At 72.4% G+C, this 18937-nt stretch carries 17 protein-coding genes; 7 read left to right on the top strand and 10 right to left on the bottom strand.

Annotation, left to right across the window (positions count from 1 at the left end; genetic code table 11):
- Positions 1–74: 74 nt before the first annotated feature.
- Positions 75–830, bottom strand: coding sequence for a septal ring lytic transglycosylase RlpA family protein (locus tag BMX74_RS46345; RefSeq protein ID WP_305728674.1), 756 nt, complete (start codon positions 828–830; stop codon positions 75–77).
- 573 nt (positions 831–1403) lie between these two features.
- Positions 1404–1559 carry a hypothetical protein gene (locus BMX74_RS44350; RefSeq protein ID WP_177227525.1) on the bottom strand — a complete coding sequence of 52 codons (156 nt, stop codon included), beginning with the start codon at positions 1557–1559 and terminating at the stop codon, positions 1404–1406.
- A 185-nt stretch (positions 1560–1744) separates the two neighbouring features.
- Here BMX74_RS44350 and BMX74_RS26800 point away from each other — a divergent pair, with 185 nt between their 5' ends.
- On the top strand, positions 1745–2242 hold the full coding sequence (locus tag BMX74_RS26800) for an LGFP repeat-containing protein (protein WP_091103504.1): 498 nt from the start codon (positions 1745–1747) through the stop codon (positions 2240–2242).
- Positions 2243–2332: 90 nt separating this feature from the next.
- On the opposite strand, the gene BMX74_RS26795 is transcribed toward BMX74_RS26800, so the two are convergent.
- The 3 genes from BMX74_RS26795 to BMX74_RS26785 all read right to left on the bottom strand — a co-directional run bounded on the left by BMX74_RS26795 (position 2333) and on the right by BMX74_RS26785 (position 5877).
- Positions 2333–3886, bottom strand: a complete 1554-nt coding sequence (locus tag BMX74_RS26795) for an ATP-dependent DNA ligase (protein ID WP_091103501.1) — start codon at positions 3884–3886, stop codon at positions 2333–2335.
- 87 nt (positions 3887–3973) lie between these two features.
- On the bottom strand, positions 3974–4348 hold the full coding sequence (locus BMX74_RS26790; protein WP_055506180.1) for an FKBP-type peptidyl-prolyl cis-trans isomerase: 375 nt from the start codon (positions 4346–4348) through the stop codon (positions 3974–3976).
- An 89-nt stretch (positions 4349–4437) separates the two neighbouring features.
- On the bottom strand, positions 4438–5877 hold the full coding sequence (locus BMX74_RS26785) for a GuaB1 family IMP dehydrogenase-related protein (protein WP_055506370.1): 1440 nt from the start codon (positions 5875–5877) through the stop codon (positions 4438–4440).
- Between the two features lie 95 nt (positions 5878–5972).
- On the opposite strand from BMX74_RS26785, the gene BMX74_RS26780 reads away from it, so the two are divergent.
- Positions 5973–6425 carry a GyrI-like domain-containing protein gene (locus tag BMX74_RS26780; protein WP_055506179.1) on the top strand — a complete coding sequence of 151 codons (453 nt, stop codon included), beginning with the start codon at positions 5973–5975 and terminating at the stop codon, positions 6423–6425.
- 33 nt (positions 6426–6458) lie between these two features.
- Here BMX74_RS26780 and BMX74_RS26775 read toward each other — a convergent pair whose 3' ends face one another.
- Positions 6459–7010 (bottom strand): TetR/AcrR family transcriptional regulator, encoded by a 552-nt coding sequence (locus tag BMX74_RS26775; protein ID WP_055506178.1) that lies wholly within the window; start codon positions 7008–7010, stop codon positions 6459–6461.
- An 83-nt stretch (positions 7011–7093) separates the two neighbouring features.
- Here BMX74_RS26775 and BMX74_RS26770 point away from each other — a divergent pair, with 83 nt between their 5' ends.
- Positions 7094–8326 (top strand): FAD-dependent monooxygenase, encoded by a 1233-nt coding sequence (locus BMX74_RS26770; protein ID WP_091103499.1) that lies wholly within the window; start codon positions 7094–7096, stop codon positions 8324–8326.
- Between the two features lie 45 nt (positions 8327–8371).
- On the opposite strand, the gene BMX74_RS26765 is transcribed toward BMX74_RS26770, so the two are convergent.
- The gene (locus tag BMX74_RS26765) at positions 8372–9493 is read right to left on the bottom strand and encodes a CaiB/BaiF CoA transferase family protein (protein ID WP_055506176.1); all 1122 of its coding nucleotides are present in this window, start codon (positions 9491–9493) and stop codon (positions 8372–8374) included.
- Between the two features lie 162 nt (positions 9494–9655).
- Between BMX74_RS26765 and BMX74_RS26760 the strand changes: the two genes are divergently transcribed.
- The 3 genes from BMX74_RS26760 (at position 9656) to BMX74_RS26750 (ending at position 14097) form a co-directional block, all read left to right on the top strand.
- A complete protein-coding gene (locus tag BMX74_RS26760) occupies positions 9656–11188 on the top strand; it encodes a serine/threonine-protein kinase (RefSeq protein ID WP_082535331.1) in 1533 nt (510 codons plus the stop codon).
- Positions 11189–11483: 295 nt separating this feature from the next.
- Positions 11484–12833 (top strand): FAD-binding oxidoreductase, encoded by a 1350-nt coding sequence (locus tag BMX74_RS26755; RefSeq protein ID WP_055506369.1) that lies wholly within the window; start codon positions 11484–11486, stop codon positions 12831–12833.
- Positions 12834–12837: 4 nt separating this feature from the next.
- Positions 12838–14097 (top strand): SAM-dependent methyltransferase, encoded by a 1260-nt coding sequence (locus tag BMX74_RS26750; protein ID WP_055506174.1) that lies wholly within the window; start codon positions 12838–12840, stop codon positions 14095–14097.
- Between the two features lie 82 nt (positions 14098–14179).
- Here BMX74_RS26750 and BMX74_RS26745 read toward each other — a convergent pair whose 3' ends face one another.
- Positions 14180–15115, bottom strand: coding sequence for a phosphotransferase (locus BMX74_RS26745; protein WP_176573479.1), 936 nt, complete (start codon positions 15113–15115; stop codon positions 14180–14182).
- Positions 15116–15171: 56 nt separating this feature from the next.
- Positions 15172–16707, bottom strand: a complete 1536-nt coding sequence (locus tag BMX74_RS26740) for a long-chain-fatty-acid--CoA ligase (protein WP_091103498.1) — start codon at positions 16705–16707, stop codon at positions 15172–15174.
- A gap of 177 nt (positions 16708–16884) precedes the next feature.
- On the opposite strand from BMX74_RS26740, the gene BMX74_RS26735 reads away from it, so the two are divergent.
- Positions 16885–17724, top strand: coding sequence for an alpha/beta fold hydrolase (locus BMX74_RS26735; RefSeq protein WP_091103496.1), 840 nt, complete (start codon positions 16885–16887; stop codon positions 17722–17724).
- Between the two features lie 14 nt (positions 17725–17738).
- Here the strand turns inward: BMX74_RS26735 and BMX74_RS26730 are convergent, their stop codons facing one another.
- Positions 17739–18851 carry a methyltransferase domain-containing protein gene (locus BMX74_RS26730; RefSeq protein ID WP_256257276.1) on the bottom strand — a complete coding sequence of 371 codons (1113 nt, stop codon included), beginning with the start codon at positions 18849–18851 and terminating at the stop codon, positions 17739–17741.
- Between the last annotated feature and the right edge of the window lie 86 nt (positions 18852–18937).

Raw genomic sequence — 18937 nt, 5'->3', positions numbered from 1 at the left:
CTGGCGTTCCGGCGGCGGCTGCTCTTCCGAAGCCCGACAGAGCCCGCCCGGTCCGGCGGCGGGCCTGCCGTGCCTCAGCGGGCCAGCACCTGGTACTTGACCGTCATGACTCCCGCGCCGACGCTCCCGATCGCGGAGAAGGCGGCCCTGGACAGGTCCAGGCAGCGTCCGCCGACGTACGGGCCGCGGTCGTTGATGCGGACGATCACCGAAGCGCCGCTGTTCGGGTTGATGACGCGGACCCTGCTGCCCAGGGGGAGGGTCTTGTGCGCCGCGGTCATCGCGGACGGGTCGAAACGCTCGCCGCTCGCCGTCATCTGCGGCTCGTCGTAGTAGGAGGCGCCGCAGCTCCCGGAGGAGACCACGCGGGCCTGGGTCTTCGCCGCGACCGTCTTCTTCTTGGGACGGGCGACGGTCTCGATCCTGCGGTGCGACGGCCTGGGGGAGGCCGAGGACTTCGGCTCCGCTCCGGCGGGAGGCTTGGGGGCCGCCGAGGGGGACGGGTCGGGGTTGCCCTGCTGAGCGGCCTCGGCGACGGAGGACGGCGCGGCGGGGGACGGCGCGGGGGAGGAGACGCCGGGCTTCGGCGAGGAGGACGCCGGGGCGGCGGGGTTCGGGGGGAGGTTCACGGCCGCCGCGGAGGTGGGGGCGTCGTCGGCCGTGACCGCCCAGGCGGTCGTGGAGACGGCGGCGACGACGGCGGCGCCGGCCGCCACGGCGGCGGTCCACCGACGCCTGCTGGGGGCGGGCTTGGCGTCGTGGGGGTTCTGACCGCCTTCGCGGTCGTCGGGGAACGGCTGGGGGGACGGGTGGCGCGAATGCTGGCCCAAGGTAAACCACGGTCCTAGCTAGGGGATGAGGAAGGGAAAGGCCGGACCGGGGAGGGGGGAGGCACACGGCGGCCGATCCCGCCCGCGACCAGGGGGAACGTCGCGGGGTGTGGAAGAACTTACGCCACCAACACCAGGCAAAGGCAATCTAATCGGACATTAAGTGACATATGTCACTATCAGGACAAGATCCAACAAATCACCAGTTCGGGCGGGTGGACGCCGCAGGACGGAGCCCCGCGCGCGCCCGGCGCGGGCCATAGGATCGCGAACCCCCGCGCGTGCGCCGGGCGCGGGCGATGGGGGGCGGCACCACGCATGTGCTGGGCGCGGGCGATGGGGGCGGCACCACGCATGTGCTGGGCACGGGCGATGGGGGCGTGGCACCGCGCATGTGCCGGGCACGGGGCGATGGGGGGCGGCACCGCGACACTTGCGCCGTACGCGGGCCGTGGGAGCGCGGCACTGCGACACCTGCGACGGGCGCGAGCCAGGGAGAGCTCGCCGATGCGCCTGCCGTCCTGGGTGCTGCCGTGATGAGCGCCGGCCCGTGGTGGGCGAAGCGGCGATGGGTCAGGCCGTGACGACGTGGTCGACGCCCGTCTCGTCCTTCATCGCGTTCTGGATGCGCTCGATCTTCGCGCCCTCTTCGGCCAGGAGCTCCTTGAGCTCCGGAATGCGTGTTGTCGCCGGTGCGCGGCCGGGCAGCACCGGGACCCGCGTGATCAAGATGGCAAGGTAGGGCGAACCCACGCTTACGTCGCATTCGGCCGACAGGCTTATGCGGACGTTCCGGACCCCCGCTTGTGACGATCGTCCGGGGCCGCCAAAGTACGCATCACCAGGAACCGCAGAGGGCACCACGCACCCGCTGCCCGCCGCCCCCGCAGGGGGCAGGAAAGGACGGTGCACGCATGACCACCGCCACGAGCGCCAGGCCGCGCCGCGACAGGATCGCCGCGAGCTTGAGCGCGCTCACCCTCACCGTCGGCGCGCTGATCGCGGCGGCGGCCACGCCCGCACACGCCGACGACCCGCATACCTACTGCGGTCTCAAAGTGGTGGGCGCCATCGAGGAGCGCTACGTGCAGATGGGCGGCCCCACCGGGCAGCTCGGCTGCCCCCTCACCGAAGAGCTCGCCAACCCGGACGGGGTGGGTCGCCGCACTCAGTTCAAGAACGGCACGATCTACTGGCACCCGCGGACGGGCGCGTGGCCGGTGTGGGGCGACATCGGCGCGAGATGGTGCCAGGAAGGGTGCGAGCGGGGATGGCTGGGATACCCGACGTCGGCTGAGCTCCGGGTGGGCAACGAAGCTCATCAGAACTTCAGGTGCGGGACGATCTACTGGCAGGCGTGGCCGGAGCGGGGAGCAATGATGACCCGGTTGTCCGAGAACCGCTGCAGCTGACGACCGGCACACCCCACCGGGTGCGCCGAGCAGTCCACGGGGTTCCCCGCTTGCCGCTGAGCCGGATGCCGGGGAACGGCCGGTGCGAGGTCAGAGCATCAGGGAGCGCACGGTGTCGACCGTGTCGGCCTGGTCGGGGCGCTTGTCCGGGCGGTAGCGAAGGACGCGGGCGAAGCGCAGGGCCATGCCGCCCGGGTAGCGGGGCGAGCGCTGCACCCCGTCGAAGGCGATCTCGACGACCAGTTCGGGCCGCAGCCGTACGGTCCAGCCGTCGGTGGGGCCCTCGGCCAGTTCGAGGAACCGGGTGGTCTGCCAGGCCAGCAGCTCGTCCGTGAGGCCCTTGAAGGTCTTGCCCAGCATGACGTAGCCGCCGCCGGGGTCGCGGGCGCCGAGGTGCAGGTTCGACAGCTTGCCCTCGCGCCGCCCGTGGCCCCATTCGGCGGCGAGCACCACGAGGTCGAGCGTGTGCCGGGGCTTGACCTTGATCCACCCGGCGCCGCGCCGCCCCGCCGCGTACGGCGCGGCCATCGACTTGACGACCAGCCCTTCGTGGCCTGCCCTGACGGCCTCGGCGAAGAAGTGCTCGGCCGCGCGGACGTCGTCGGTGACGAGCCGGGGGGTGAGCAGCTCGGCGGGCACCGTGCGGGCGAGGACCTCCTGCCGGTCGGTGTAGGGCAGGTCGAGCAGGTCGGTGCCGTCGACGCGGAGCGCGTCGAAGAAGAACACGGTGAGCGGGGTGTCCTCGCGCAGGGCGGCGACGTTGGTCCTGCTGCTCGCCCGGCCTGCGGTGACCTGGAACGGGTGGGGGCGGCCGTCGGGGCGCAGGGCGATGACCTCGCCGTCGAGGACGAGGTCGTCGGACGGCAGGCGCAGCAGCGCCTCGGCCAGCTCGGGCACCTGAGGGGTGATGTCGTCGAGGGTGCGGGTGAAGACGCGTACGTCGGAGCCGGAGCGGTGGCCCTGCACCCGGATGCCGTCGATCTTCCATTCGAGCGCGGCGGGCGTGCCGGCCTTCTGCAGCGCGGCGGCGACGTTGGGGGCGCTGGAGGCGAGCATGGGCGCGACGGCCCGCCCCACTTCCAGCTTGAACTCCCGCAGCGCGGACGCGCCGCCGGCGAGGGCGGCGGCGCCGACGGCCGGCAGCCAGCCGCGCAGCGTCAGCGCCCGGCGGACGTCGGGGGACGGCGCTCCCGACGCCTTCGCCACCGCTTCGATCATGACGCCGTCGAGGGCGCCCTGGCGCAGCTCGCCGTGCAGCAGCCGGCGCATGAACTGCTGCTCCTGGCTGGTCAGCCCGGCGAACAGTTCGGACACCAGCGCCTTGCGCGCGGCCTGCGACCCCTGCCCGGACACCGCCTTGATCTTGCTGAGCAGCGCGTCGACGGTGGTGAGGGTGGCGGTGGCGGCGAGTTTCGGCTGGGGGAGGTCCTCGAGGGTGCGCCAGCCGACGCCGACCTGCCGCTGGGGGAGCTCGCCTGAGAGGTAGGAGATGGCGATCTCGGCCTCGTCGGGGCCGACCCGGCCGAGCAGCTCGGCCAGGTGGCCGATCTTGCCCAGCCTGGCGGGGGTTCGCGTCACCGCCTCAGAAACCCGGACAACCTCGATGAGCAGCACACTCCCTATGTTGCCGCACGTCGCCGACATTTCCCCACCCATGCGCGCCAGAACAGGGGCCGGGACGCGAAGCGGCCGCCGTGCCCGGGCACGGCGGCCGCTTCGACCCGATCGCGCTCAGCGCACGCCGAGGAGATCCACGACGAAGATGAGCGTCTCGCCCGGCTTGATGCGGGCGCCCGCGCCGCGGTTGCCGTAGCCGAGGTGCGGCGGGATGACCAGCTTGCGCCGGCCGCCGACCTTCATCCCGGCGACGCCCCGGTCCCAGCCCGCGATGACGCGGCCGGCGCCGAGCGGGAACTCGAACGCCTGACCGCGGTTCCAGGAGGCGTCGAACTCCTCCCCGGTGGAGAACGCCACGCCCACGTAGTGGACGCTGACGTTCTGGCCGGGCTTGGCCTCGGGGCCGTCACCCTCGACTATGTCGACGACCTCCAGGTCGGCGGGCGGGTTGCCCTCCGGGAAGTCGATCTCCGGCTTCTCCAGTGCCACAAGTGCTCCAGTTGACGATGAGAACGGACCCGAAGACTCTATGCGTTCGGGACCCGCCCGTGGGCAGCGGACGCCCGCACCGCCCCCTTCTACCAGCTCTGGTGCAGCGGCATGCCCTCGGCGTAGCCGGACGAGCTCTGCACGCCGACGACGGCGCGCTCGTGGAACTCCTCCAGGGTGGCGGCGCCCGCGTACGTGCAGGCCGAGCGCAGCCCCGCCACGATGGCGTCGATCTGGTCCTCGACGCTCGGCCGCACCGGGTCGAGGTACATGCGCGAGGTGGAGATCCCCTCCTCGAACAGCGCCTTCCTGGCCCGCTCGAACGGCGTGTCGTCGGAGGTCCTGAGCCGCACGGCACGGGCGGAGGCCATGCCGTAGTTCTCCTTGTACGTGCGCCCGTTGGCGTCGGTGTGGGCGTCGCCGGGCGACTCGTACGTGCCGGCGAACCAGGAGCCGATCATGACGTTGGACGCGCCGGCGGCCAGGGCGAGCGCCACGTCGCGCGGGTGGCGGACGCCGCCGTCGGCCCAGACGTGGCGGCCGAGCCTGCGGGCCTCGGTGGCGCATTCGAGCACGGCGGAGAACTGGGGACGGCCCACGCCGGTCATCATCCGGGTGGTGCACATGGCGCCGGGGCCGACGCCGACCTTGAGGATGTCGGCGCCCGCGTCGACGAGGTCGCGCACGCCGGCGGCGGTCACGACGTTGCCGGCGGCGACGGGCACGGCCGGGTCGAGCGCCTTGACGGCGCGCAGCGCCGCGATCATCTTCTCCTGGTGGCCGTGGGCGGTGTCGACGACGAGGCAGTCGGCGCCGGCGTCGAGCAGGCCCTTGGCCTTGGCGGCGACGTCGCCGTTCACGCCGACGGCCGCGCCGACGCGCAGCCTGCCGGCGGCGTCGAGCGCGGGCTGGTAGAGGGTGGCGCGCAGCGCCCCGGTGCGGGTGAGGATGCCGACGAGGCGGCCCCCCGCGTCGACGATGGGCGCCAGCCGGTGGCGGCCCTCGTGCAGCCGGTCGAACGCGGTGCGCGGGTCGAGCCCGGCGGGCAGCGTGAGCAGTTCGCTCGACATGACCTGGGAGAGCTGGGTGAACAGGTCGACGCCGGCGCAGTCGGCCTCGGTGACGACGCCGACGGGCCTGTTCTCCCAGTCGACGACGACGACCGCGCCGTGGGCGCGCTTGGGCAGCAGACGCAGGGCCTCGCCGACGGTGTCGTGCGGGGTGAGGGTGAGCGGGGTGTCGTGGACGAGGTCGCGCTTCTTGACCCACTCGACGACGTCGGCGACGACGTCGATCGGGATGTCCTGCGGGATGATCGCGACGCCGCCGCGCCGCGCGACCGTCTCGGCCATGCGGCGGCCGGCGACGGCCGTCATGTTGGCGACGACGAGCGGGATGGTGGTGCCGGTGCCGTCGGAGGTGGAGAGGTCGACTTCGAGCCTCGAACCCACCGAGGAGCGCGACGGGACCATGAACACGTCGCTGTAGGTCAGGTCGTAGCGCGGCTCGAGGCCGTTCAGGAACTTCACGTTCATCCATCTTATGTGGCAACCCGTCAACGAGGGGTTTCCCCCTTTCTCGGGGGCTTATGATCTGCCGGGATGGATTGGGGGAGGGAGGGATCATGGAGGTTACCGAGAGAGCGGAGCTGATCGTCGTCGGCTTCGCCGTGCGTACCACCAACGCCGACGAGCTGGATCCGCTGCGGGCGAGGCTGCCGGCGCTGTGGCAGCGGGCGGGCGCGCCAGGGGCTTTCGCCCACGTTCCGGGGCGGGTGGACGAGAACCTGTACGCGGTGCTCACCGACTACGAGAGCGATCACCACGGGGCGTACACCGAGATCGTCGGCATCGGGGTGCGTACGGTGCCGAGGCTGCCGGAGGGCATGGTGGCGGTTCGGGTGCCCGCCGCCAGGTCGCTCAGGGTCGAGGCGCGCGGGCCGGTTCCGCAGGTGCTGCTGGAGGCGTGGCAGCAGGTGTGGAAGCACACGGAGTCGGGCGGCACGCCGCCGCGGGCGTTCACCACCGACCTGGAGGTTCACCACCCGGACGGCGTCGACCTGTACGTCGCGGTCTAGGCCCCGGTCGGGGCCGCTGTCCGGGCCGGGAGGCTAGGGCAGCCCGAGCGCGTCGGCGGCGGCCTCGACCGCGACCGGTTTGACCTCGTCCAGGGGCAGGTGGGCGTACTCCACCGCGCAGTCGGACATTCCGCCGAGCGCCACGGTCGCCCTGATGTGCTGGGCCTGCGTGACGTCGGGGCCCAGCAGCAGGACGATCAGCCGCCGCCGCCAGGCGAACATGCGCTCGCCCAGGTCGAGGTGGGCGAGCGCCGACAGTTCACGCACGATCATGACAAGCACGTCGCGGTGCCGCCAGATGAGGTCGAAGTAGTCGGTGAGCAGCCGCCGGGGGTCGCCGGCCTCGCGCTCGGCGACGAACCGCTCCATGTCGTCGACCAACGGCTGGATGATGCTCTTCACCAGGTCCTCGCGTGAGGCGAAGTGGTAGTAGAGCGCGGGCTTGGTGATGCCCAGCCGTTCGGAGATCTGCCGCAGGCTGGTGTCGCGCACCCCCTGCTGGACGAAGAGCTCGCGGGCCACCGCCTGGATGCGGCGCTTGGTGTCGCCCGGGCCGGTCCGGCGGCTCGGAGTGTGACTGGGCATGGGCCAAGACTATCCCTTACCTATCGTTAAGTAAGGTGCTAGCGTCGACGTTACTTACCGTCCGTTAAGTAAGGAGAGGTGCGGTGCGCGTCCTCATCTCCGGCGCCAGCGTCGCCGGTCCCGTTCTCGCCCACTGGCTCACCCGGTACGGCTTCGAGGTCACCGTCGTCGAACGGGCCCCCGCGCTGCGCAAGACCGGCGGCCACGCGATCGACCTGTTCAGGCCCGCCATGGAGATCGTCGAGCGCATGGGCGTGCTCGACCGCGTGCTGGCCGCGAGGACCGGCACCGAGTGGCTCACGATGCACCGCGAGGGCGGGCGCGGGCCGATCGAGCTGGAGCTGCGCCGCGTCATGGCCGCCGTCTCCGACCGCCACGTCGAGATCATGCGCGACGACCTCAGCGAGATCTTCCACGACGCCACCAAGGACGACGTGGCCTACGTCTTCGGCGACTCCATCACCTCGATCTCCGACGACGGCGAGGTGACGTTCGAGCGCGGCGCCCCCGCCAGGTTCGATCTGGTCGTGGGCGCCGACGGCCTGCACTCGAACGTGCGCGGCCTGGTCTTCGGCCCAGAGTCGCGTTACTCGGCCTGGATCGGCGCGTACCTGGCCGTCGCGTCCGTGCCCAACCACCTCGGGCTGGACGGCCGCATGGCGGGCATCCTGGGCGTGGGCCGCATGGCCGGCATGTACGGCGCCGCCCACCTCGACGACGCCCGCGCCGTCTTCCTGTTCCGCACGCCGGCCCCGCTCGACTACCACCACCGCGACGTCGCGCGCCAGAAGGAACTGCTGCGCGCGCGGTTCGCGGGCGCCGGCTGGGAGGTGCCGAGGCTCCTGGAGGAGGTGGAGCGCGCGTCGGCCTTCTACTTCGACTCCATCACCCAGCTCAGGCTCGACACCTGGGCACGCGGCAGGGTCGCGCTCGTCGGCGACGCCGGCTACTGCCCGGGGCCCGCGGTCGGCGGAAGCACCAGCCTCGCGGTCGTCGGCGCGTACGTGCTCGCGGGAGAGCTGGCGGCCCACGGCGGCGACCACGCCCGCGCCTTCCCCGCCTACCACGCGGAGATCGGCGACTACGTGCGACGCAGCAGGACGTTCGCGGTGAGCGCCGCCAGGCGGATCGTCCCCGGCAGCGGTCTCGACCTGTGGACGCTGGCGCAGACCGTGCGGCTGGTCAACCACCTGCCGGTCGCGGTCACGCGGGGCGCGGCCAAGCTGGGCGCCAAGGGGGTGCGCCTGCACGACTCCGTCAGGCTGAAGGACTACTCGGCGTACGAGCGGCCCCGGGCCTCGGCGCCTCCCGCCTGATCGGGCCGGTACGAGCGGCCCCGGGCGTCGGCGCCTCCCGGCTGATCAGGCGAGCACGCCGCGTTCGCGCAGCTTGTCCGCCTCCTCCTTCGACAGGCCCCAGGGCGACAGGTCGTCGAGCCGGGTGGCGGGCGCGAGGTCCTGCGGGGGGACGCCGAGCAGGCGCGGCGCGGGCACCGGCTGGGTGACGCCGCCGACCTCGACGAAGGTGCCGCGGGCGACGTTGTGCGGGTGACGGGCGGCCTCCGGCATCGACAGCACCGGCGAGACGCAGGCGTCCGAGCCGTCGAACAGCTCCTCCCACTCGGCCCTGGTCCGCGATCCGAACGCCTCGGCCAGGCGGGCCTTGAGCGCGGGCCACTGGCTCCTGTCGTTCCTGTCGGGCAGGTCGCGCAGCCCCATCAGGCCCACCATGGTGTCCCAGAACTGCGGCTCCAGCGGGCCCACGGCGAGGTACTCGCCGTCGGCCGTCTCGTACGTGTCGTACATGGGGGCGCCGGTGTCGAGCAGGTTCGTGCCGCGCGGGCCCCAGAAGCCGCTCTGCACCCCCTGGTAGAACATGGCGAACAGCACGGCGGCCCCGTCGACCATGGCGGCGTCGATCACCCGGCCCCTGCCGGTGCGCTCGCGCTCGAACAGGGCGAGCAGCACGCCGTAGGCGAGCATGAGGCCGCCGCCGGCGAAGTCGCCGAGGATGTTGATCGGCGGGGTCGGCCTGTCGCCCTCGCGGCCGAGCATCGACAGCGCGCCGGACACGGCGACGTAGTCGATGTCGTGCCCGGCGGTGGCGGCGAGCGGGCCGTCCTGCCCCCAGCCGGTCATGCGGCCGTACACCAGGCGGGGGTTGACCTCGTGCAGGTCGGCGGGGCCGATGCCGAGGCGTTCCGCGACGCCGGGCCTGAACACCTCGATGACGACGTCGGCGCGCGCGGCCAGTTCCTTGAACGCGGCCACCCCCTCGGGGGCCTTGAGGTCGAGCCCGATCGTGCGCTTGCCGCGGTCCATGACGTCGGCGCGCGGCGCGTCGGTGACGGCCTTGACGCGGTCGACGCGCAGCACCTCGGCGCCGTGGTCGGCGAGCATCATCCCGGCGAAGGGCCCGGGGGCGAGCCCGGCGAGTTCGAGCACGCGCACCCCGGCGAGCGGCCCCTGGCGTACGTCCGGCATCGGCATCTCCTCGCTGGTCCCTTCGCGGGCATCCCGGTGACGAGCACCCACAGTAGAACAACATTCCGTGATCTTCCGCAAGGCGCCTTTGCGACCACCCCTCAGAGAAGCAAGAGGTATGGGAAACTTGCCCACTGTTCGGGTGGTCTACAGGGGTAGGACATGGTTTCGGATAGCAACCGGCTGGTCGCCAATCGCTACCAGTTACTGCGCGAACTGGGCCGCGGGGGGATGGGTGTCGTCTGGGAGGGCCGCGACACGCTGCTCAACCGGCAGATCGCCATCAAGGAGGTGCTCCTGCCCGCCGGGCTGTCGCCCGGGGACCAGGAGCGGCAACTGCTGCGCACCGCGCGTGAGGCGCGTACGGCGGCCAAGCTCAGCCATCCGTCCGTCGTCGGCATCTACGACGTCGTGGAGGAGGGCGGGCGGCCCTGGATCGTGATGGAGCTGCTGAGCCACCCCACGGTGGAGCACGTCGTCCTGACGGCCGGCGCGCTGCCCGTGCGGCAGGCGGCCGACGTGGGCAGGCAGGTCCTGTCGGCGCTGCGCGCCGCGCACGAGGCCGGCATCCTCCACCGGGACGTCAAACCCAGCAACGTCCTGCTGGCCGAGGACGGGCGGGCCGTCCTCACCGACTTCGGCATCGCCACCGTGGACGGCGACCCCTCGCTGACCAGCACGGGCATGGTGACGGGAAGCCCGGCCTTCCTCGCGCCCGAGCGGATCCGCGGCGAGGATGCGGGCCCGGCCTCCGACCTCTGGTCGCTCGGCGCGACGCTGTTCGCCACCCTGGTGGGCCGCTCGCCGTTCGACCGGGGCGACACGATGTCCACGATCAACGCGGTGCTCGGGGAGGAGCCCGACTACCGCAGGATCCCGCCGATCATGCACCCGATCCTGCGCGGCCTGCTGAAGAAGGAGCCGCGGGACCGGGTCGGCCACGACGAGGCCGACCGGCTGCTCGCCGAGATCATGGCGGCGAAGCCCGCGCACAACGACCTCGTCGAGCAGCGGCCGGGAGGCGCCCGGCGCGGCCTGGTGGCGCTGGCCGCGGCCGCCGCCCTCGCCATCGCGGCCGGCACCGTCGTCTACCTCAGGCCGACGACCCCGGCCGAGGGCGCGCCCCGCCCCCCGCAGCCGGCGGCCGCCACCAGCCCGCTGCCCAGCGCGTCCGCCTCCACCCCCGCCGGCTCCTCGCCGAGCCCGACGCCCACGCCGACGAGGACCAGGCCCGTCATCAGGGTGCTGGCGTGGAACTCGCCCGACGGCTGGTCGATCGCCAGGCCGGTCGGCTGGAAGGGCGCGCGCAAGGAGTCGTACACCGAGTGGACGCGCCGCGACCGGGGCGCCCACCTCGGCGTCGAGGCCCTGTTCTCCAACCTCGACCCGCACCAGATCCTGCGCGACGCCGAGGAGACGCTCAAGCAGCAGGCCGCCGAGGTGACGAGCGTGCGCCGCAGGGTCGTGACGCACCAGGGCAACAAGGCCGTCGAGTGGGAGTTCACCTGGACGGCCGGTCAGGGCGGCGACGCGCCCTGGGCCACGCCAGGCGCGAGGTACCACGAGGTGCGCCGCGCGGTCGTGGTCGGCGAGACCGCCTACGTCCTGTCCTGGACGGTCGCGGAGGCGCAGTGGCGCCGCAACGCGGGCCTGATGCGACAGGTGATCAACAGCTTCACCGTCGCGGGGGCGTGAGGCCCGCGGCCCTGTCCGCTCCGCCCCCCGCGGAGATCGTCCTCGGCGCCCGAGCCCGGCGCCGAGGGCCTTGTGGACGTGCCGTGGCCGGTGGAGTCTCACATTGCGGTCAAGCCTGATCTGCTGAGAATCTCCAGAGAGTTTCCGTAATCGCCTGGTATATGGGCGTTTCGCCTGGCACGATGAACAGTTTTCGTGTCTTTAACGACCCCGGTCTGTTCGAGCAAGCCCGCGAGAGATACCGTCTTACGGACGATCTCTACCAGCTCAAGGGGGTGCTTACGTGACGACGACGATGTCGGCTCACCGACGGGCAGTAGAGCAGATCCGGCAGTCGTACGCGGAGATTCCGGGCGACGCCGCGCCCCGGTTGGCCAAGTCGACGTCAAACCTCTTCAGGTTCCGCGACTCCGGCAGGACCGCCAGGCTCTCGGCCAGGGACCTCGACGAAGTGATCAGCGTCGATCCTCAGTCCATGACGGCCGAGGTGCAGGGCATGACCACGTACGAGCACCTGGTGGACGCCACGCTGCCGCACGGGCTGATGCCCTACGTCGTGCCGCAGCTGAAGACCATCACGCTGGGCGGCGCCGTGACCGGCCTCGGCATCGAGTCCACCAGCTTCAGGGACGGCCTCCCCCACGAGTCGGTCGAGGAGCTGGAGATCCTCACCGGCGACGGGCGGGTGGTGGTGGCGCGCGACGACAACGAGCACCGTGACCTGTTCCGCGCCTTCCCCAACTCGTACGGCACCCTGGGCTACGCGCTGCGCATCCGGATCAGGCTCCGCAAGGTCCAGCCGTACGTCAGGCTCACGCACGTCAAGTTCACCGACGCGGGCAAGTGCATGCTGGCCATGCAGGAGATCTGCGACAGCATGGTGCACGACGGCGAGCCCGTGGACTTCGTCGACGGCGTGTACTTCAGCCCGACCGAGATGTACGTCACGCTGGGCCGCTTCGCCGACCGGGCGCCGTACACGTCCGACTACACCGGGATGCGCATCTACTACCAGTCCATCAGGCAGCGCAACCGCGACTGGCTGACGATCCGCGACTACCTGTGGCGGTGGGACACCGACTGGTTCTGGTGCTCGCGGGCCTTCGGGGTGCAGCAGCCGGTCGTGCGCTCGCTCATGCCGCGCCGCTGGATGCGCTCCGACGTCTACCGCAGGCTCGTCGCGCTCGACAGGAAGCACGGCATCACCGCCCGGGTCGACCGCTGGCGCGGTCAGCCGGTGCAGGAGTCGGTCATCCAGGACGTCGAGACGCCCGTCGAACGCGGCGCCGAGTTCCTGGAGTTCTTCCACGACAAGGTCGGCATGACGCCGGTGTGGATGTGCCCGCTGCGCGCGTCGTCGCGCTGGCCGATCTACCCGCTGGAGCCGGGCAAGCTGTACGTCAACTTCGGCTTCTGGGGGATGGTGCCGCTGCCGCGCGGCCAGTTCGACGGCTACTACAACCGCCTGATCGAGAACGCGGTGCACGACCTCGACGGGCACAAGTCGCTCTACTCGACCTCTTTCTACGCCCGCGAACAGTTCTGGAAGCTGTACAACGGCGATGCCTACTGGCCGGTCAAGCGGGAATACGACCCGGACGGTCGCCTGCTGGACCTGTACGACAAGTGTGTACGGGGAAGGTGAGTGGATGGCTCTCGCAACCATCTTCGAGAAGATCGTCGGCGCCGACGCCAACATCGCGTTCACGGCGTACGACGGCAGCAAGGCGGGGCCCGACGGCGCCGACCTCGCGATCGAGGTCAAGTCCCCCATCGCGGTGGCGTACCTGGCGCAGGCGCCCGGCGAACTGGGTCTGGCCAGGGCGTACGTCTCCGGGCACATCGACGTCCACGGCGACATGTACACCCTGCTCGACCGCATGTGGAACATCACGACCAACGACCTGACGACCGCCGAGAAGATCGCGGCCGTCCGGTCGCTCGGCGTCAAGCCCCTGCTCATGCGCGTGCCGCCGCCCCCGCAGGAGGTGCGCCAGAGCGCCCTGGCCAGGCTCGGCTCCCGGCACGCCAAGCAGCGCGACGCCGAGGCCATCCACCACCACTACGACGTCTCCAACCGCTTCTACCGCTGGGTGCTCGGGCCGTCCATGGCCTACACCTGCGCGACCTTCCCCAAGGACGACTCCACGCTGGAGGAGGCGCAGTTCACCAAGTTCGACCTGGTGGCCAGGAAGCTGGGGCTGGCGCCCGGCATGCGGCTGCTGGACGTCGGCTGCGGCTGGGGCGGCATGGTCATCCACGCGGCCAAGCACTACGGCGTGAAGGCGCTGGGCGTGACGCTGAGCAGGCAGCAGGCCGAGTGGGCGCAGAAGGCCATCGCCGAGGCCGGCCTGCAGGACCTCGCCGAGGTCCGCCACATGGACTACCGCGACGTCGCCGAGACGGGCTTCGACGCGGTCAGCTCCATCGGCCTGACCGAGCACATCGGCAAGGACAACCTGCCGTCCTACTTCGGCTTCCTGTACGGCAAGCTCAAGCCGGGCGGCCGTCTGCTCAACCACTGCATCACCCGCCCGACCGGCAAGGAGAAGACGTTCAACAAGAGCGGCTTCATCAACCGCTACGTCTTCCCCGACGGCGAGCTGGAGTCGGTCGGCTACCTGATCAGGCAGATGGAGGACCTCGGCTTCGAGATCCGCCACGAGGAGAACCTGCGCGAGCACTACGCCAAGACCCTCAGGCACTGGTGCGACAACCTCGACGCGAACTGGTCCGACGCGGTGCAGGAGGTCGGCATGGGCACCGCCCGCGTGTGGGCGCTGTACATGGCGGGCTGCATCGTCGGCTTCGAGCGCAACAAGGTGCAGCTGCACCAGGTGCTGGGCGTGAAGCTCGACGAGGCCGGACGGTCGGGCGTGCCGCTGCGCCCGTCGGTCGACTGGCCCTGATCGGCCGCGGCGATCCGGCGAACGGAGGCCGGGCGGGGGATCCCCGCCCGGCCTCGCCGTCTCCTCCCCGCGCTCCGGCCGGTCAGCTCGTGAGGTGCCCGACGGTGCCTTCGAGGCTCGCCCACGCCACCTCGGTGTCCGGCGTGCGCCCGTGAGGTCCGCGGAACCAGGCCGCGTACTCGGCCACGTCGTCGAGCTGCCAGCGCAGCCGGTACAGCTCCAGCAGGGCGGGGTCGGGCGCGCGGCCCGCCGCCTCGGCGTACCTGGCCAGGTCGCCGGGCCCCTCGGCGACCAGCCACAGGTCGCGCTCGGGCGGCGCCAGGCCCACGGTGTCCCAGTCGACCAGCAGGAACCGCCCGCGAGCCCGCAGCAGGTTGCCCGGGTGCGGCTCGCCGTGCGTCACCACCGGCCGGGCGGCCACCCGCCCGGCCCCGCGGTCGAACTCCGCCAGCCGGGCGAGCAGCGCGGCGGCGCGGCCGAGCAGCAGGTCGCGGGCGGGCTCCGCGTACGGCCCGCCCCGCCAGGGACCGGTGTCGCGCAGGGCCTCCTCCAGCGCGCCCCGGCCGGACAGCTCCAGAGGGCGCACGGCCACCGGCGCGGGCGGCTCGGCGGCGTGCAGCCCCGCCAGCAGGTCGATGACCGCCGCCCGGTCGGACGCGGTCAGCTCCTCGCCGAACCGGCCGGCCGTGCCGTCGACGAAGGGGAAGACGCTCACGGCGTACCGGTCGCCCGCGGGCACCACCGTCGCCCCGCCCGCCGCCCGGAGCGGCGCGACGACGAAGTCCAGGCGCTCGGCGAGCGCCGCGGCGGCGTCCATCGCGGCGCGCAGCCCCGCGACGCCCTTGCGGCCGGCGTCGCTGACGGTGACGAACCAGTGCCCGCCGTCCGGCCCGCGCGCCTCCCAGTGGTAGTCGCCGAACCCGACCGGCGCGTACGTCAGCGACGTCGCGCCGATCCCCCAGGACTCCAGCGCCCGGGCCAGCAGGCGCTCGTCGAAACCTTCGGGCCGATCTTCCATGCCCGTCACCGTACGGCAAAGGCGCGGGCCCGCGCCTTGTCTCCGCGAGGAGGCGGCTAGCGCAGCTCGCGCTTGAGGATCTTGCCGGTGGCGGTCATCGGCAGGCTCTCGCGGAACTCGACGATCCGCGGGTACTTGTACGCCGCCATGTTCTCGCGGCACCAGGCGATGAGCTCGTCCTCGGTGACGGTCGCCCCCGGCGTCCTGATCACGTACGCCTTGACCTCCTCGCCGTGGGACTCGTGGGGCACCCCCACGACCGCGGCCAGCGAGACGGCCTCGTGGGTCATGAGCACCTCCTCCAGCTCCCGGGGGTAGACGTTGAAGCCGCCCCGGATGATCATGTCCTTGGCGCGGTCGATGATGGCGTAGTAGCCGTCGGCGTCGCGGGTGGCGATGTCGCCCGTCCTGAACCAGCCGTCGCGCATGACCTCCTCGGTGGCCTCGGGGCGGTTGTAGTAGCCCTTCATGACGTTGTGGCCGCGGACGGCGATCTCGCCGGGGCCCTCGCCCTCGATCGTCTTCCAGTCGCCGTCGATGAGCTTCATCTCCACGCCCCAGACGGGCGTGCCGATGGTGCCCGGCTTGGTGGGCCGTCCGGGCTGGTTGAAGCTGGCCACAGGGGACGTCTCCGACAGGCCGTAGCCCTCGAGGATGCCGATGCCGAACGTCTGCTCGAAGTCGCGCAGCACCTCCACGGGCGACGAGGCGCCGCCCGCCACGGCGGTGCACAGCGTGGAGGGCACCTCGGCGCCGTCCGCGTGGATCTTCGTGAGCATGCTCCAGAACATCGTGGGGACGCCCGCGAAGAAGGTCACCCCTTCCCTGACCATCGCCGCGAGCGCCTCGCCCGGGTCGAAGCGCGGCATGAGGACGATGGTCGCGCCGCGCAGGAAGCCGGTGTTCATGATGACCGTCTGGCCGAACGAGTGGAACAGCGGCAGCACCCCGAAGTAGGTGTCGCCCGCGTCGCCGCGCGGGAACATCTTGTCGCTGACCATGGCGTTGATCAGCATGTTCTGGTGGCTCAGCTCGGCGCCCTTGGGCTGGCCGGTGGTGCCGGAGGTGTAGAGGATCACGGCGGTGTCGTCGGGCGCCGTCTGGACGGTCGCGAACTCCGACGACACGCCGTCCAGCGCGGCCCAGATCGACTCGCCGTACTCGGACTCGGTCGCGAGCGGGGTGGCCGGGAGGACGAAGAAGTGGTCGCAGCCCTCGGCCGCCTCGAACCCCGCCCTGCCGCGCTCGCCGAGCGGCAGCTCGGGGGTGCCCTCGAAGCAGAACAATGCCTTGGCGTCGCTGTCGTCGAGGTGGTAGGCGATCTCGCGCGACTGCAGGAGCACGTTCAGCGGCACCACGACGGCGCCCGCCTTGAGGATGCCGAAGTAGACGAACGGGAAGTACGGCAGGTTCGGGCAGGCCAGCGCGACCTTGTCGCCCTTCTGGATGCCGCGTGCCACGAGGAGGTTCGCCACCTGGGCGGCCACCGCGTCGATCATGGAGTAAGGCAGCCGCATGTCGCCGAAGACGATCGCGGTGCGGTCGGGGGCGTTCCTGGCGCTGTCCTCCAGGACCACCGACAAGTTGAGCATCCATCCTCCCTCTGTCCGGCTTGGCCGCCATCTTCGCAGGACGCCATACCAACCGGTAGGTAACAGAGGTTACAAGTGGATATGGACGCCACCTGCCCGCCGTCCATCACGCGTACGCCTCGGCCAGGCCCCGCTCGCCGCGCGGCGTCGCGCGGGCCGGTGCTAGGTTTCGCGGACATGGAGATCAGGACCGTTCACGCCAACGGTGTCGAGTTCTCGTACCTGGCGGTGGGGGAGGGGCCGCTCGCGCTGTGCCTGCACGGCTTCCCCGACACCGCCCACACCTGGCGGCACCTGATGCCCGCGCTCGCCGAGCGCGGCTACCGCGCCGTCGCGCCCTTCATGCGCGGGTACGCCCCCACCGAGATCCCCTCCGACGGCGCGTACGAGGCGGCCGCGCTCGCCGCCGACGTGCGCGCGCTGCACGAGGAGCTGGGCGGCGGCGACGACGCCGTCATCGTCGGTCACGACTGGGGAGCCTTCCCCGTCTACGCCACCGCCGGCCGCTTCCGCAGGGCCGTGGCGCTCGCCGTGCCGCCGCCCGCGGTGCTCATGTCCGGGTTCCTGGCGTACGAGCAGCTCAAGCGGTCCTTCTACGTCTTCCTCTTCCAGACCGGCCTGGCCGAGGCGGCGGCCTCCGCCCCCGGCTTCCTCGAAGGGCTCTGGCGCGACTGGTCGCCCGGGTACGACCCCGCCGAGGACCTCGCGTTCGTCCGGCGCAGCCTCGGCGAGCCCGCCAACCTCAGCGCCGCGATCGGCTACTACCGGGCCATGCTCGGCACCACGCCGCCCTCGGGCCGCCACCCGGACGTCGAGCCCGGCGTGACGGGGCCCGTGCTCTACCTGCACGGCGCCAGGGACGGCTGCCTGGGCGCCGAGCTCGCCGAGGGTGCGGCGGCGGTCCTGCCCGACGGCTCCAGGGCCGAGCTGGTGGAGGACGCCGGCCACTTCCTCCACCTGGAGCGTCCCGGCGAGGTCAACCGCCGCGTCCTCGACTGGCTCGGCCCCGCCCGCTGAGCCTCCCCGACGGGTCAGCCGGGGGCCAGGACCAGGAGCTCCGGGTGCAGGCCGGACAGGCTGATCCGCATCGCGCGCACCACCAGGAACCCGGCCGGCGCCTCCGTCCCCGTGTCCGCCGCTCCGTGGACCAGGGCGACGGCCAGCCCGTCCGGGGCCAGCACCCTGCGTACCTCGCGCCAGAGCCGCCCCGCGTCCCGCGCGAGCAGGCCGCGCGGCGGCGCCTGGCGGCCCCACGGCGGGTTGACGAGCACCCGGTCCACGCTGCCCCGCGCCAGCGGCAGCCGTCCCGCGTCGGCCAGCGAGAAGCGCGGCCCGCCGCAGAGCGCCGGGCAGGGAAGCCGGGCGGCGCAGGCGGGATGGGCCGCGGGGGCGGCGTTGACGGCGTTGGCGGTGGCGGCCCGTACGGCGGCCGGGTCGCGGTCGAAGCCGAGCAGACGGGCCTCAGGGGCCCGCGCCGCCGCCTCGATGAGGACCGTCCCGGCACCGGCGCACGGGTCCAGGACGACGCGGCCCGGTGCGCCGGGCGCGTCGAGGCCGGCCAGCCGCGCCATGGCGGCGGCCACCGGCGGGTGCAGCGTGCCGGGGACGGACGCCGTCTTGTACGCCCGCCGGTGCAGCGGCCTGGCGCCCGCCCGCAGCGCGATCACGGCCCGGTCGCCCTCCAGCGTCACCCGCCAGGCGAGGGCGCCCGCGGGCGGGCGGGCGCCGCCGCTCCTGGAGTGGTAGGCCAGCCCGAGTCGCCGCGCGAGCTCCGCCCCGACGGCGTCCTCGATCTCGTACCTGCCGTAGGTCCTGCGCCCGACGGACGACGCCGACACCTCCAGCCCGCCCCGCCCGGGCACCCCGGCCGAGCGGAGGAACCGGCGCGCGTCGAGCGATCTGGCGGCGGCGGCCAGGCGCGCGAGCGCCGCCCGGGTACGGCCGACGCCGTCCACGACGGCGGCCACCAGCAGGACGTCGTCCGCGGTGCGGAGCGAGGCGAGGCGGCCGGGCGGCCCGGCCGGCTCGAACCACACCTCGCGGTGGCGCAGCCCGCGCACCGCGCCCAGACCGTGACGTTCGATCTCCGCGGCCACCAGGGGCTCGATGCCGTGCACCGCCCTGGCCACGGCAAGGGTTTGCACGTGTCCTTCTCCCACGTCGCGACCCGGGACGGCGGCAGGCCGTCCCGCATCGCCGGCGGCGGGTGGTCCGCGGCCCGCCGGCGGGT

Source organism: Nonomuraea pusilla, from assembly GCF_900109355.1.
In the GTDB taxonomy this organism is placed as follows: domain Bacteria; phylum Actinomycetota; class Actinomycetes; order Streptosporangiales; family Streptosporangiaceae; genus Nonomuraea; species Nonomuraea pusilla.
Note: the sequence above shows the minus strand (reverse complement) of the source record. Positions and strands in the feature narration are given on the sequence as shown.